This is a genomic window from Paenibacillus sp. HW567 (genome assembly GCF_000374185.1).
GTDB lineage: Bacteria > Bacillota > Bacilli > Paenibacillales > Paenibacillaceae > Paenibacillus_AQ.
Genome location: NZ_KB910518.1, coordinates 5,512,370 through 5,526,324 on the forward strand (window position 1 = coordinate 5,512,370; position 13,955 = coordinate 5,526,324).

Annotated in this window: 14 protein-coding genes; 4 read left to right on the forward strand and 10 right to left on the reverse strand. The window is 55.5% G+C overall.

Features of this window, described 5'->3' with window-relative positions:
* The first annotated feature begins 30 nt into the window (after positions 1-30).
* Complete coding sequence (locus tag B212_RS0124500) at positions 31-1,620, forward strand: methyl-accepting chemotaxis protein (protein ID WP_019913836.1); 1,590 nt, start codon at positions 31-33, stop codon at positions 1,618-1,620.
* Between the two features lie 122 nt (positions 1,621-1,742).
* Here B212_RS0124500 and B212_RS0124505 read toward each other — a convergent pair whose 3' ends face one another.
* The 3 genes from B212_RS0124505 to B212_RS0124515 form a co-directional block, all read right to left on the reverse strand.
* Positions 1,743-2,207 carry a DUF420 domain-containing protein gene (locus B212_RS0124505; RefSeq protein WP_019913838.1) on the reverse strand — a complete coding sequence of 155 codons (465 nt, stop codon included), beginning with the start codon at positions 2,205-2,207 and terminating at the stop codon, positions 1,743-1,745.
* Positions 2,208-2,209: 2 nt separating this feature from the next.
* Positions 2,210-2,347, reverse strand: coding sequence for a hypothetical protein (locus B212_RS34750; protein WP_019913839.1), 138 nt, complete (start codon positions 2,345-2,347; stop codon positions 2,210-2,212).
* A 454-nt stretch (positions 2,348-2,801) separates the two neighbouring features.
* On the reverse strand, positions 2,802-2,990 hold the full coding sequence (locus B212_RS0124515) for a hypothetical protein (protein ID WP_019913840.1): 189 nt from the start codon (positions 2,988-2,990) through the stop codon (positions 2,802-2,804).
* A 506-nt stretch (positions 2,991-3,496) separates the two neighbouring features.
* Here B212_RS0124515 and B212_RS0124520 point away from each other — a divergent pair.
* Positions 3,497-3,835, forward strand: coding sequence for a DUF4870 domain-containing protein (locus B212_RS0124520; RefSeq protein ID WP_019913842.1), 339 nt, complete (start codon positions 3,497-3,499; stop codon positions 3,833-3,835).
* Between the two features lie 92 nt (positions 3,836-3,927).
* Positions 3,928-4,869, forward strand: a complete 942-nt coding sequence (locus B212_RS0124525) for a diacylglycerol/lipid kinase family protein (protein WP_019913843.1) — start codon at positions 3,928-3,930, stop codon at positions 4,867-4,869.
* A gap of 427 nt (positions 4,870-5,296) precedes the next feature.
* Here B212_RS0124525 and B212_RS0124530 read toward each other — a convergent pair whose 3' ends face one another.
* From B212_RS0124530 to B212_RS0124545, 4 genes are all read right to left on the reverse strand, one after another.
* Entirely contained in the window at positions 5,297-5,893 is a 597-nt protein-coding gene (locus B212_RS0124530) for a xanthine phosphoribosyltransferase (protein ID WP_019913844.1), read from the reverse strand.
* Positions 5,894-5,938: 45 nt separating this feature from the next.
* On the reverse strand, positions 5,939-6,244 hold the full coding sequence (locus tag B212_RS0124535; RefSeq protein ID WP_019913845.1) for a hypothetical protein: 306 nt from the start codon (positions 6,242-6,244) through the stop codon (positions 5,939-5,941).
* Between the two features lie 313 nt (positions 6,245-6,557).
* A complete protein-coding gene (locus B212_RS32340) occupies positions 6,558-7,391 on the reverse strand; it encodes a TrmB family transcriptional regulator (protein WP_019913846.1) in 834 nt (277 codons plus the stop codon).
* Positions 7,392-7,426: 35 nt separating this feature from the next.
* Complete coding sequence (locus B212_RS0124545) at positions 7,427-8,203, reverse strand: zinc ribbon domain-containing protein (RefSeq protein WP_019913847.1); 777 nt, start codon at positions 8,201-8,203, stop codon at positions 7,427-7,429.
* Positions 8,204-8,501: 298 nt separating this feature from the next.
* On the opposite strand from B212_RS0124545, the gene B212_RS0124550 reads away from it, so the two are divergent.
* Positions 8,502-9,218 (forward strand): hypothetical protein, encoded by a 717-nt coding sequence (locus tag B212_RS0124550; protein ID WP_019913848.1) that lies wholly within the window; start codon positions 8,502-8,504, stop codon positions 9,216-9,218.
* 340 nt (positions 9,219-9,558) lie between these two features.
* On the opposite strand, the gene B212_RS33415 is transcribed toward B212_RS0124550, so the two are convergent.
* The 3 genes from B212_RS33415 to B212_RS34755 all read right to left on the reverse strand — a co-directional run bounded on the left by B212_RS33415 (position 9,559) and on the right by B212_RS34755 (position 13,907).
* Positions 9,559-10,341 (reverse strand): hypothetical protein, encoded by a 783-nt coding sequence (locus tag B212_RS33415; protein WP_019913849.1) that lies wholly within the window; start codon positions 10,339-10,341, stop codon positions 9,559-9,561.
* Between the two features lie 33 nt (positions 10,342-10,374).
* Complete coding sequence (locus B212_RS0124560) at positions 10,375-13,464, reverse strand: DEAD/DEAH box helicase (RefSeq protein WP_019913850.1); 3,090 nt, start codon at positions 13,462-13,464, stop codon at positions 10,375-10,377.
* 137 nt (positions 13,465-13,601) lie between these two features.
* Positions 13,602-13,907: a hypothetical protein gene (locus B212_RS34755; protein WP_156830209.1), complete on the reverse strand. Its 306-nt coding sequence runs from the start codon at positions 13,905-13,907 to the stop codon at positions 13,602-13,604.
* Between the last annotated feature and the right edge of the window lie 48 nt (positions 13,908-13,955).

Consider the following 13,955-nt stretch of genomic DNA (forward strand, 5'->3'; position numbering starts at 1 on the left):
ACAAATATATGCTAACTGGAGGAAACCGGTATGAAATGGTTCTACAACTTAAAAACAAGCGTGAAATTAATCTCTTCCTTCCTGCTGGTCGCTGTTATCTTGGCATTTGTGGGCGTCTATGGACTGACCAACCTCGGCTCAATCAACAACAGTCTGGACGACATGTACAAGAACAATCTAATTCCCGTCTCCTCGCTTCAAGCCTCCCAGAACAGCTTCACCACCATGCGCGTCATTGCCCGGGAGTTATATTTCAAAGAATCTCTGGACGAACGGAAGCAGCAGGTGGAGAACTACAAGGTTGAAAAACAAAATGTACTGGATAATATAGCAGCGTTCCGTAAAACAAAACTCAGCCAGGACTCCATCAAAGCGATTGAGCCGTTCGAAAGCGCCTGGAACGCATATTTGACTACATACGAGTCCATTGTCAGCTCGGCCCTTGCCGGGCGGGACGATGAATTGCTGGGCAAAATCCGCAGCAGCACACTGTCTAACCAGGCAGATGCTCTCAAGCAAATCATTAATAATCTTATCAGCATCAACATCAAGGAAGCCGACCAGGCCAGAATAAGCGGGGCTGATTTGTACAGTTCTTCGCGGACGATTACCCTTGCCGTCATTATTATAGCTGTGCTGCTATGCATTGTTCTGGGCATTGTTATTTCCCGTGTCATTTCGAAGCCGCTGGCCCGGGTGGTCCAGACCCTCGTAAAAGTAACGGATGGTGATCTGCGCAGCCAGGTGGATATTGATACCAAAGATGAAATAGGGCTGCTGGCGTCCAAGGTGAACGAAATGGTGCTCAATCTCCGCAACACCGTAGGCGCCATATTATCGCATTCCCAAAGCCTGGCCGCATCCGCCCAGGAAATCTCCGCCAGTACGCAGGAGGTCGCCAGCGGCAGCGCAAGCACCGCGAACGATGCCGGCACAATCAGCGAGCTGTTCAAGGAGCTCTCCAGCGCGATTCACTCCGTGGCCCAGAACACGGAACAGGCTTCGTCCATCTCGGATGAAACCGTCCAGATTGCCGAGGAGGGCAACAATATCATTAGGGAATCCATGGAGAGCATGCAGTCGGTAAGCGAACAGATGTCCCGGCTGGAGGATGACTCCCAAAAGGTCGGGGATATTATTGATGTCATCGAGGATATTGCCGACCAGACGAATCTGCTTGCACTGAACGCCGCCATCGAAGCGGCAAGAGCCGGAGAGCAAGGACGCGGCTTCGCCGTTGTAGCCGATGAGGTGCGGAAGCTGGCCGAACGCAGCGGCGAGGCAACCAAGCAGATTACAGGCATCATCAAAGGCATGCAGGTGAACACACGCTATAGTGTGAATGCCGTACAGGAAAGTGCCGAATTGTCCCAGAAAACAGGGGTTTCCTTTCACAAGATTGTCTCAATGGTGAATAATTCCGGCCAGAAAATTTCCGAGATTGCCGCTGCAAGTGAAGAACAAGCCGCACAATCGACTAACGTCCTGGCCGCTGTCGAGAACATTTCCGCAACCACGGAGCAATCCGCCGCAAGCAGCGAGGAGACGGCTTCCTCCGCCCAATCCCTGGCCAATCTGGCCGAAGAGCTGCAGAACACCGTATCCACCTTCCGTCTGTAAATCCCGGAGGGACTTAATCAGCGCGAAGATTTACGTTCAAACAAAAGACCTGTAAGCCTGCATTCCCAAGCGGAATTGCAGAGCTCACAGGTCTTTTTTCTTTTACAGCAGCACTTGTGCCATTATGCGCCCAGAATGATTTCCCACACCGGCTTCGTATGACCGCCCGGATAGAAGATGTACAGCAGCACGTATACCGCCACCCCTGTAATGGCTGTAATGAACCAGATCACAGCAGTGATTCTGCCCCATTTCCGGTGTTTGGCATACTCCGCCTTAAATCCAAGTATCAGCGTCGTAATCCCGAATACAGCCGCTACCGTCGCCAGCACGATATGGAAAATCAGAAAGATGTGATACAGCAGCGATAGATCCGCAGGACCGCCCCAGGATGTATTGCCCACAAACGCCGTTCTTGACGCATATACGATGAAGAACAGGATGGCTGCTACAGCAGCGGCAATCATCGTCTTCTTGTGCGCCTCGCGTTTGCCCTTAATAATTTGTCTCCAGCCGATAGCCACGAGTATCGCGCTAATCACGATGAACGATGTGCTGATCGTTGGAAACACTGTAAATATGTCCATGACTATCCTCCTCGGTGCTCTACCTGCCCGGATGATGGAACGGAGTCTGCCGCTCCATCTTGTCCGTTCTCTTTTTTATACCAATGATAGAACACAAAGACAAGCATCGAGGCAAAAATAAATGCCTGAATGAACTTCATGGCAATTCCGCCTACCTGCTGATCAGCCTTGCGAGCCAGCCAGCCAAAAAAAGCCGGAACGCCAAAAGCCTATAGAAGCGCTGCCGGACTTCCCGATACGGATAATCATGGACCACCGGAACATGGTACAGCGAGAACAGTCCATTGAACTTGTTCCGTCAATTATAATAATTACTACTCATATAGTTATGAAGGGGTGTTTTGTCTTTGCTGGATTTAAGAACGCTTTCATAAATTGAATGAATATGTGTTATAATTGATAAAACGCATACATGTTCATTTATGTATATAAATTCAATTAACTATTGCGTGACTGCCAGATCGCAAAAAAAGCATACAAAAAAAACCGCTTCCTGCGGCAGAAGCCGCGCGGGCACGGTTTATGAGAATCCTCATGGATGTGATAACTCAAAATGATGTTGTTCAAAGCAAGCAGCGCATTCCTGTCTGTTAGCTAGGAGACAGATGAGTTCATTCTCACCAGCTCATGCTCCACGACCATGGTCAGCTCCTCTTCGTAGCCTCCCGTAATCCGGTACTTCCGGACGTACTCCTTCACAAATTTCTTGGGATCCTTGGGCCGGAAAATTCGTGTCATTTCCCGTAGACTTTCCTTGACTTCGTTATGACCTTTACTTGCCATGATCAGTTCCCTCCCAAAACATTGAAAATGAATGCTCCGTTGTAGAGAATAGCATGATGAAAAGTCCGCCGTAACCTTGAAATGCAAGTAAAGAAACCATTACACATACGTGGCTTGCATTATCCGTCCAGACCGTGTTTCCGGTGTTCCGGAAAGCCGCCTTGCCGGTGAAGCAGGTTCGTCGTGATTTGGGCTGAGAATAAGGATGTCTTAAATATAGACACCTTAGACACTTTGGTTACCCGAAGAGCCACTTGCTGAATCACTCCTTTCGGGCCTTATCGTTATATTGTATCATATTCCGGTCCAAGTTCCACCTTTCCTTGTAAAATGTGCGGATGAGTTTTATTTTATTCATTTACCTTTCACTGCATGTCAGGGCTGCAATCCTTTGGCTTGGGGCGTGCCTTTTGCCCTCATACTTTGTACAGACCGTTCATAGGCTTGTAGAGAAGCGGGAAAGACGAGACCGCCTCTTCACAGAACCCCAAGGAGTGTGAGCCAGATTGTCCCCATTCAGATCATCCACCGGATTGCCTGATAATATCGCTGCGGCCATTTGCTACTTTTTTCCCTTAATTGGAGGAATTATCTTCCTTGCTCTGGAGAAGCGCAGCCGCTTTGTGCTCTTTCATGCGCTGCAATCGCTGATTGCCTTCGGTGCACTGACCATTGGTCATGCGCTAAGCGGGTTCATTCCGCTGCTGGGTCACCTGGCCGCCGTCCTCATCTCCCTGTGCAGCTTCGCCGTGTGGCTGCTTATGATCTATCATGCGCTGGGCGGAAGATGGTATAAGCTGCCCTGGGCAGGCGACATCGCCGAGAGTCAGCTCCGCCAGTTGTAGCCCCTCCCGCTGTTAAAAAGATTCCCTTTTGCCCTTCCGCTTCGTACAATGGATTCAAGACATACACGAATCTGCAGGCTGGAGGAACATCCATGTATCTATTCATCATAAATCCCCGTTCGGGCGGGGGCGCGGGGCAGCGGACCTGGCATGCCGTGGAGCCCATGCTCCAGGCCCGCGCCACCCCTTGCGAAGCGCTGTTCACGCAAAGCGCGGACAGCGCAGAGACCCAGGTCCTGCACGCGCTTGCACGCCGTGAGGACTGGCGCGCCGCCATCGTGATCGGCGGCGACGGCACGATCCACAGCGTGCTGGGCGCGCTGCGGATCAGAGCCGTCGCGCTGGCGGTAATCCCCGCCGGCTCCGGCAACGACACGGCCCGCGGGTTCGGCATCCCGCTGGCCACAGAGGCAGCGCTGGATGCCGCGCTGCAGGACCGCTGCCGGACAGCCGATCTGCTGTCCGGCGCGGAGGGCTGGACGCTGACCGCCGTGGCCAGCGGCTTCGATGCCCAGGTGGCCGTTAATGTCAATAACGGCCCCTACAAACGGCTGTGCAACGCCATCGGCGCCGGACAGCTTGCCTACCTCATCGGCATTCTGCATACGCTGATGACCTTCAAGCCCTGCCGCGTAAGCGTCACCTGCGACGGGAAAGAGCAGGCCTTCGAGAACGCGTGGCTGGTCTCGATCTGCAACCTGCCCAGCTACGGCGGCGGGCTGCTGATCTGCCCGCAGGCGAAGGCCGATGACGGCCTGCTCGACGTCTGCGTCGTGCACGGGATCAGCCGCTGGCAGCTATTGCGGCTGTTCCCGACGGTCATGAAGGGCACGCATACGGCGCTGCCCTTCGTGACCATGCTGCGCGGACACAGCGTAGCTGTCCGCTTCGCGCAGCCGCGCCATGCCATCGGCGACGGCGAGAGCCTGGGCGCGGCGCCGATGACCGTGCGCTGCGAGCCTTGCGCGCTGCGCGTGCTCTCGCCGCTGGCCGGCACCCAGGGCGCAGCCGGTCCTTGCTCCGCCAGCGGCTAGTAGATTATCAGACGCTAACTGTTCGAATTTAAACCAAGCTCTGCCAGAGTCAGCTCTTGATCGGAAGAGACTGCCCGTTTGTAGCAGACTGAGCAGCTCTTATTTCTACTGGAAGTCATTTCTCCGCAAGCGAACGGACTCCAGAGCCGTTATGGGGAATCATTTACCCTAAATACACCTGCCGAAGAGGCGATAAGCGCTTTACGGTCCGTTCGCTCGGCTAAATGTGTCCCTTTCGGGATAATAAGGACCCTACAGTCCGTAAAAAACAGGAGGATGGATACGACGAATCCCTTTCTCCCCATTCTTCCCAAACCACAAAGGCTCCGTTCTAATCCGCAGATCTAGGAATGATGCTGTCTCCGCCCCACAAACAAAAGAACCTTCCTCCACAGCAAGTGGCAGAAAGGTTCTTATTGGCGTTTCTCTATTCGGAGCGCGGCTCCCCATCCTCTTCGGCAAAGGAGATTGCACCGTCCTCAAGCGAAGCGATGCGGACCAAGGACTCCACGCGGTAGCCGGCTTCCTTAAGCAGACGGCTGCCCGGCTGGAAGGATTTCTCGATTACGATGCCGATTCCGGCCACAGTGCCGCCTGCCTGCTCCACGATCCGGGCCAGGCCGAAGGCGGCCTCGCCGTTGGCCAGGAAATCATCGACAATCAGCACACGTTCGCCGGGAGCAATGAACCTTTTGGAGACAGTGATTTCATTGCTTTCTTTTTTCGTAAACGAGTAGACCTTCTCCACGTAGATATCTTCCGTCAGGGTCAGCGATTTCCGCTTGCGGGCAAAAATCAGCGGCACCGCAAGCTCCAGCGCGGTCATAATCCCGGGGGCGATTCCCGAGGATTCAATAGTGAGCACCTTCGTCACTTCTTCCCCGGCGAAACGGCGGGTGAACTCACGGCCCACCTCGCGCATCAGGAAAGGGTCCATCTGGTGATTCAGAAAAGAATCCACCTTAAGCACACCCTGACCGAGTACAATGCCTTCATCGAGAACCTTTTGTCTGAGCAGCTCCATCCGTGCTCCCCCTTCTCTTCTGAAATGGACCCACTCCGGCCATTATTACAGTCCTGTTGGCTTCTGTGGCAGCAGGTTGCCGACAATTGACTTCAGATTGTGATCCTCTGCGCTGTTCTCTTTCCCGGTGTCAAAGCTCGTAATACGGATCTGCGAATACTTTTCACCCGGATTCACCGGCTTAAAGATCAGCTTCTCGCGGTCATCCAGCCGCACATCGAACTTCATATCCTTGAACATGCTGATTAGCTCTTGTTCTCCGGGGGACTGATCCTCATCCAGAAACAGCAGGCCACGCAAATTCTTGATGCCTTCCGGATGCTCCACTTCAAAATGAACAATACATTCCATTTTCTTTCACCTCCCTATATAAGTTGAACTTTAGTTTTTCATATTTGGGCCTAGCCGTAACTGCGGGGAATGTTTGGACTTCCGCCACTGCCCATCTACAGATTTCTTGATTTATACCGCTTCGGCGGATGAAATCCGCAGACAGCCTAATCATACGGCCAGCTTTCCTACGGAAGGCTCTCAGGCGGACGCTGCCGCTCCTACAGTTCCAAACTTCCCCTCATCACTTCTGCCCTTGTTATGTTTTTTCAGTTCAACTTATACAGCTTAATATCAGCTTCAGGCTACGGAGCTGTTCCGCCAGTTCATACACTTACTCTGTCTCTTCCGCTATTTCAACCGCCGGCTCCCGGCTATCTTGATCATGCAGCACATATTTGCCGAAAATGCGGCTGTAGCGCTCCCCGTACCGCTTCGCAAGCTCAGGCCCCATGTCCTCCTCCAGCTCGAAGAGCACCATTTCCTGTGCAAAGTGGTTCAGCAGCAGCTCCACAAGCACCGGATGCTCAGTGATGACCGCCTGCGCGGTACCATCCTCATACCGCATGCCCAGCATGCACCAGGCCCGGTCGATGACAAAAGAAAACTTCCGTCCCCCGCTTCTGCCCGGCTTCCCGCTAAGCGGCGGCCATGCCGGATAGGGAGCCGGAGCGGCGTTGCCGCCGTCAAAGGCCCACAGCAGCTTCACCCCGCGCTTCTCCGCCTGCTCAAGCTCGCTGCGCAGCAATGAGGCTTCCTCCCGCCATACATCGACTACAATTTCCTGACCGGCCAGATTAAGCTGGCGGATCAGCGCCCCCAGCACATTGCGGTCACCCTCCACATTGTAGAAGGACGGGCTGACCGGTCCGCCGCGCGGCATTTCACTCTCCATATATGCCAGCGAAGCCTGTACCCGGCCGGAAATCATTGTCGCCAGCTCCTCCGGGTCCAGCACGCTATAGCGCGCCGGCTCCCCTTCACCGCATCTTACATATCCTTGCTGAGTCAAGCGCTGAAGCGCCGCATATACGTTGGATCTCGATACTCCGAGCTGTTTTGCCACTTCGTAGCCCGAAGCCTGGCCTTTGGTGGCCAGCTCGACCATGATTTTGGATTCCATCTCCGTGAAACCCAAATTGCGCAAATGCAGCAGCAACTGTTCCATCTATGTTGTCCCCCTAAGCTGACTGTAACTCCTGTCTAAATTTGCTCCGAGCCGCAGCGTGGGCACCACATCGAGCCCTTGGGCAGATCCGCCCGGCAGATCTGGCATTTCACAAGCTCGCGCACGCCGCCCTCGCTGACCGCCGCCTCTTCCTCCGGCTCGGTAGCCCGCCAATCCCGAATCCGGCGGTCCAGCTCAAGCTGTCTCTCACGTTCGCGTTCCAGCTCATCCGCCTCACGGCGTCCGCGTTCCTCCTCCTGGGCGGTTTCGAAATACTCCGGGGGCAGCTCCTCCTTCACAGGGGGCTTCTCCGTGTTTGACGCACGCAGATCGTGGCGCATGGCCAATTCCTTCTCGGCCTCTGTCAGCTCTTCTTCGCCGTAGTATTCATCCTCTTCCTCTTCATGCTTATGAACGATATGTACGTTCACTGCCGGCTCTTCTTTTCTCAGCGAGGGAGCAGGCTCCAGCTTGCGTCCGCAGTGCGGGCAGAAATTGGCTCCCAGAGTGACCACCTGCCCGCAGGCACAGAGCTGTTCATTCTTCAGGCCGGCAATCCGTGCGCGCAGTTCGTCAATCTGCTCCTGAAGCTTGAAGCAGCCCCGCGAGAGCTCCACCATTTTACCTTCAGCCTCAGACATATCCCTGGAACGGTAGCCTTCATAGAAAAGCTTCCCCATCTTCATAAATTCAATTTCCATCTCGTGTTCAATATCAGAGATATGTCCGTTCAGCTTGCCGATTTCCACCGAGCTTTGTGCTTTTTCACTCACCCGGCTGGCACCGTCTTTGATGCGCTTAAGTATATTCATTGCAGTTCCTCCTTCTCCAGAGTGAGAACAGGGCTGATTCGCAGCCCCGGTAATGGTTCAAGTTGCCCCTACGCTCCATGCTGAAGCGTAAAACGTGCTTCTATCATACCAAATGTCTCGAACAGATTCATTAATACATACTTTATGTGTGCTAATACGCTGCCACTACCAAAATGTTTCTGTAAAATTATCCTGAACAAGCGGGGAGCCCCAGACTAATTTTGCTTCCAGGGCGGCACATGGAGTAAAATAAAGAAGCAATCAGTCACAACTAACGACGTAAACCGGGAGAGTCTCAGTGGAAGAAAATGATAGTACACAAGTTACGCTGAATCAGTTGCAGGTACATGTAAAGGATTTGCAAAAATGGCAGATGGGCGAGGATTTCGCCAAACAGGGTGAAGACTTCAAAGCGCTGCCGGCGCTCTACCGCCATGCTCTGAATGAGCTTGAGAATAAAATTGATATCATTAAGACAGAGTGGCAGGTGCGCGACGGTTTCAGTCCGATTGAGCATGTCAAGTCACGCATCAAGGAACCCAAGAGCATTCTGCAAAAAATGGAGCGCAAGGGCCATGAGTTCACCATAGAGAATATGGAGCAGCACATTCATGATATTGCAGGTATGCGTATCGTCTGTGCTTTTGTGAAGGATATCTACCGTCTGGTGGATCATCTGTGCGTACGCGAAGACATCCGGGTGCTGGAGATCAAGGACTATATCGCCAATCCCAAGTCTAACGGCTATCAAAGTCTTCATGTCATTGTAGCCATTCCGCTCGTGCTGCTGGAAGGAACCCGCTGGGTGAAGGCGGAGATTCAGATACGTACGCTTGCCATGGATTTCTGGGCCAGCATGGAGCATATTCTCTATTATAAATTCGACAAGCAGTTGCCTCCGCATGTTGCCGAAGAATTGAAGGAAGCCGCCCGCGCCGCCGATGAGCTGGATCAGAAGATGCTCCGCCTGCGCCGCGAAATTCTGGAGCTGACCGAAGGCCCCGCCAAGGAATAATCGCTTCAGGAGGAGACGGTCTTATACCATCTAAAAGGGCAGCACATGACAGCTTATTACCTGTTCATGTGCTGCCCTTTTCTAATATCGTCATTCTTAATAGACAATCGTTCTTCGGCTTATTCTGATGTCTCACCTTCATAGGACCACGCGATTTCGCCAGCCCAACATATTCTATCGGACAACCAATTCTATTAATCGTTCCATATGGGATGAATGACCGATCAAGGCCCTGACAGTAACGCAGGGCAGCAGCGAATTAATAAGGCATACAAATAACTGCCGCACCCTTCCCGACAGCCTCGCCGCATCTCCCAGGGTGCGGCTGTCCTATTTAATTCTACAGCTTGCCCAGTGCCGCTGCCCGGCGGGCAGCCGCCTCAGCCACACGCCGCATGATAAGCGTCAGCCCTTCGGTGGCTCCCGGTGTCTGAGGCAGCAGGGCGGGCCAATTCTCCGCAGGCTCCGCTATCACCGGGGATACCGGGAACGGCCGGGCGGCAATCTCATGAAACAGCGGCCCCGGCTGGTGAAGTGAGCCTTCGGCGGCGGCCTCAGCCAGCCACTCTCCCGAGGACACCGCAGGCCCCTTGCGCTCCAGGCGGGCCAGCTCTGCCGCCAGTGCACCGCCCGCCGGTCTGCCTGCTCCGGCCTCCGGGGCCTCTTCTTCCGCCCACAGGCCGAATACTCCCGCCAGCAGCTCCTCTTTGTCCAGGCCGCGCAGCGACAAGGCCAGCAGCGGCTCTTCGGATAGCTGCTGCTTGATCAGCTCCTGCAGCTCTGCCCGGGTTGCCGTTCCCTCACCCTGCTCATAGACCGCTGTTTCCAGCTCCGCCGCTGCAGGCAGCACCCCCAGCCCCGCAAGCCTGTCGTTCAGTCTGCCTTGCAGCAGCTCATACAGTTCTCCCGGATGTGCGGCAAGCTCCCGCAGCACCTTATTCTTCCGCTCAGCCGGCCAAAGCGGAACTTCCAGAGTGAGAGCATACGCCGCTTCCCTGTCCCGGGCAGCAACGCCCGCCGTCTGCTTAGTCTGCATTACCGCAGCCTGCCCCGCTCCCTGAAGCTCCGTCGCCCGCAGCCTTCCGGGCACAATCTCCAGCCGCAGCTCAAGTGGTCCGCTCATGGTTCACTCCTCCTTTGTACTGATTATTTCCGGCTACATCCAGTCCTGGCCCTGCAGCTCAACCAGTTCCTTCAGCTCATGGTTGGACATTTCGGTCAGCCAGTGTTCACCGGAGCCAACGACCTGCTCCGACAGACTTTTTTTGCGTTCAATCAGCTCATCAATCCGCTCTTCCAGCGTTCCCTGGCAGATCAGCTTATGCACCTGCACATTTCTGTGCTGGCCGATACGAAAAGCCCGGTCAGTCGCCTGATTCTCCACCGCCGGATTCCACCAGCGGTCATAGTGCAGCACATGGTTGGCCCGGGTCAGATTCAAGCCCACACCCCCAGCCTTAAGCGAAAGCACGAAGAAGGAAGCGCCCTCCCCTTCCTGAAAAGCATGCACCATCTCATCCCGCTCCCGCTTGGAAACTCCGCCGTGCAGGAACAGCGGCGCTTTGCCGTACCTTCTTGCCAGCCGGCTGACCAGCAGCTCGCCCATTGTCACATACTGGGTAAAAATAAGTGCAGATTCTCCAAGCTCGTTGATGCTGTCCAGCAGCTCGAACATCACTTCCATTTTGCCGGATTGCTCCGTGCGCACACTTCGCCCTTCATCCTTGCGGAAGAGTTGGGGATGATCGCAAATCTGCTTCAGCTTGGTCAGCGAGGACAACACCAATCCCCGGCGGGCCATGCCCGACCTCTCACCGATTACACCGAGCATCTCATTAACCACACCCTGATACAGCGCTGCCTGCGTTTCACTCAATGTGCAATACGACTTCAGCTCCAGCTTCTCAGGAAGATCCTTGGAGATGTCCGGGTCGCTCTTCAGCCGCCGCAGCAGAAAAGGCGAAACAAGCCGATGCAGCTCCCGCAGCCGCTCTCCGCCCTCCCCGGAGACATAACGCTGGCGGAAAAAATGATAAGTTCCCAGGTATCCCGGATTCAAGAAATGAAAAATCGACCACAGCTCACCCAGTCTGTTCTCCACCGGAGTCCCCGTCATGGCAATGCGGTTCGGCGCCGTCAGCTTCATCACACTCTGCGCCTGCTTGGTGCGGTGATTCTTGATGTACTGCGCCTCATCCAGCACGACGGTTGACCAGCGCACACTCGCCAGATCCTCGCTGTCTCTGCCCGCCAGGTGATAGGTGGTCAATACGATCTCATGGCTGGCGGCAAGCTGGGCGAAGCCTGCTCCGCGGACCCGCCGCCCTCCGTGATGGATGTGCAGGCTAAGCGAAGGCGCGAAGCGCTGCAGCTCCCGCTGCCAGTTCCCCAGAAGCGAGGTCGGGCAGAGAATCAGCACCGGCTCGTGCTTCTCATCCGGCGGAGCGTTCAGGGAGCGGTCCAGCAGGCAGGTAATCACCTGCACGGTTTTGCCCAGCCCCATATCATCGGCCAGACAGACGCCGAACCCCAGTCCGCTCAGCGAAGCCAGCCATTGATAACCGCGCTCCTGATAAGGTCTCAGCGTCCCATGCAGAGCCTCCGGCACCGGACGCAGCGAAAGGTTCCGCAGCACATCGCCTTCCATAAGCGATGCGAGCAGGCCGGAGGTCTCCATTCCGGTGACCGACATCCCTTTCCAGAGACGCTCGTCGCCGTCTTCGGCTTCGAGCCTCATCCAATCCGCCGCCGTCATTTCTCCGTTTTCATTGCGTTTCATATATCGGAGCACCTGGCGGATCTCCTTCGGATCAATCTCGATCCATTCCCCCCGGAACCGTACAAAAGGTACGCCGGCTTCCACCAAAGCACTTAGCTCCTCTTCGCTGATATCCGAATCTCCCAGGGATGCCTCGATGCGGAAGGAGATCAACTGCTCCAGGCCAAGCGAAGCCTGAGCAGGGCCGTCTATCCCGCCGGGGGGCGGCTGCATCTTCATCTTCATGCCGACCCGCCGCCGGCCATCGCGGCTCCAGCGGGAAGGCATCTGCACCGTGATCCCCCGTTCGCGCAGCGGCTGCACGCTCTCCTTCAGGAAGAAATAGAGCCGCTCCGGCGCAAGCTCTACACCGCTCGGAGCCGGTACGCAGAGCGCACGCTGGATATCCGGCGATATTCTGCCTGCCCGGCCCAGAGCCGCAAGCAACTGCTGCTGGATGTTGCGGTAGCGCTTGCCCCAGAGCGTAAATTCCCGTTCCCGGCTGCTCCAGATTGCCATTGCCGGAAGCCAGAATTCCCCTTCCTCGCGGCTCTCCACCCAGAAGGAGAGCCGCCACTCTTCACTCTCGTCCGCCGGCGGCTCCAGACGCAGGCCAAGACTGAGCTGGCCGCTGCGCGCCTCCTCCGTCTCCGCATGAGGCACCTCATTGCCCGCTGTTCCGTTCACTGCGTTCAGAAGCTCCGCCACCTCCGCGGGAGTCCCCTGAACCGGGATATCCCGGCTGCCTGTAAGCAGGCTGTTCCACCACAGCTCCGTAAGCGGGGAATACCCGCGCCGGTAATTTGCCTTATACGGCGCAAGCTTTCCTTCATTCTCCGCCACGACCCGCTTGATCTCTGCCGTCATTACTGCCTGCAAAAAAGAATACAGCACATAAGCACCGGCATCCTCGCGTGAAGATAAATCTCCTTCCTCGGCCACATGAGTACCCAGCGCAAGCACCGGCATGGATGCCGCCATTTGCAGGAACAGCTCTTTGTCTGCCTCCTGACGAAAAGCCGGGGACCAGACGGCAGATGCCGCCTGCTCGCCGCCGCGCCGCCGCGAGCCTGCCTTCCTTGGCGGCAGCGCTCCGGGCACAATGCCGCCTGTGCCCATCAGCTCCAGCGCGAAGCGGGCCGCTGCCGCCCAATAGCGCAGCTCTCCTCCCGGCTCAATTCCCTGGTTGCGGCATAGCTGCTCATCCCAGCCGAGCAGCATTTCGAACGCGTCCTTCGGCGACAGGGCCAGCCCTTCAAGCGTGCGTCCCGGCACTCCCCGCCGCGTCGTCTTTCCTTCCGCCGAGGCGGCGGCCGGATATTTCACTTCCGTAAGCCGCAGCGCAGCACCTGCAAAAGGACGCCAGCCGCTCCGAAGCTCCAGCCGCTTGACTACACGCGTCCATGCATCCACCTTCGGCTCTGAAGTTTCACCGGAGAAGCAAAACAATACGTCCCCTAACCATATAGCATACAGATGCTTAATCATTGATGATCTCCCATAACGTTTTTTTCTTCATCCCTTCATCTTATACGAAAAACCCCATATTTAAAAACCTTTCTGCATTTTTTCTGCAGATGATCTGCAAAAAAGCGAAAAATACAGGATTATGCAGTCTGCGCGGCCTAACCTGAGCGTTTCCCGTAAGGCACAGGACAGCACAAAAACAACGGCATTTCTGCCGCTATTTCTACACAAGCTCCCCGGCTCCCTCTCAACAACGGCACTTCTGCCGCTATTCCCACACAAACTCCCCGGCTCCCTCTCAACAACGGCATTTCTGCCGCTATTCCCACACAAACTCCCCAGCGCCCTCTCAACAACGGCACTTCTGCCGCTATTCCCACACAAACTCCCCAGCGGCCTCTCAACAACGGCATTTCTGCCGCTATTTCCACACAAACTCCCCAGCGCCCTCCCAACAACGGCATTTCTGCCGTTGCTCCCGCGCCAACTCCCCGGCAGCCTCCCCTCCACTA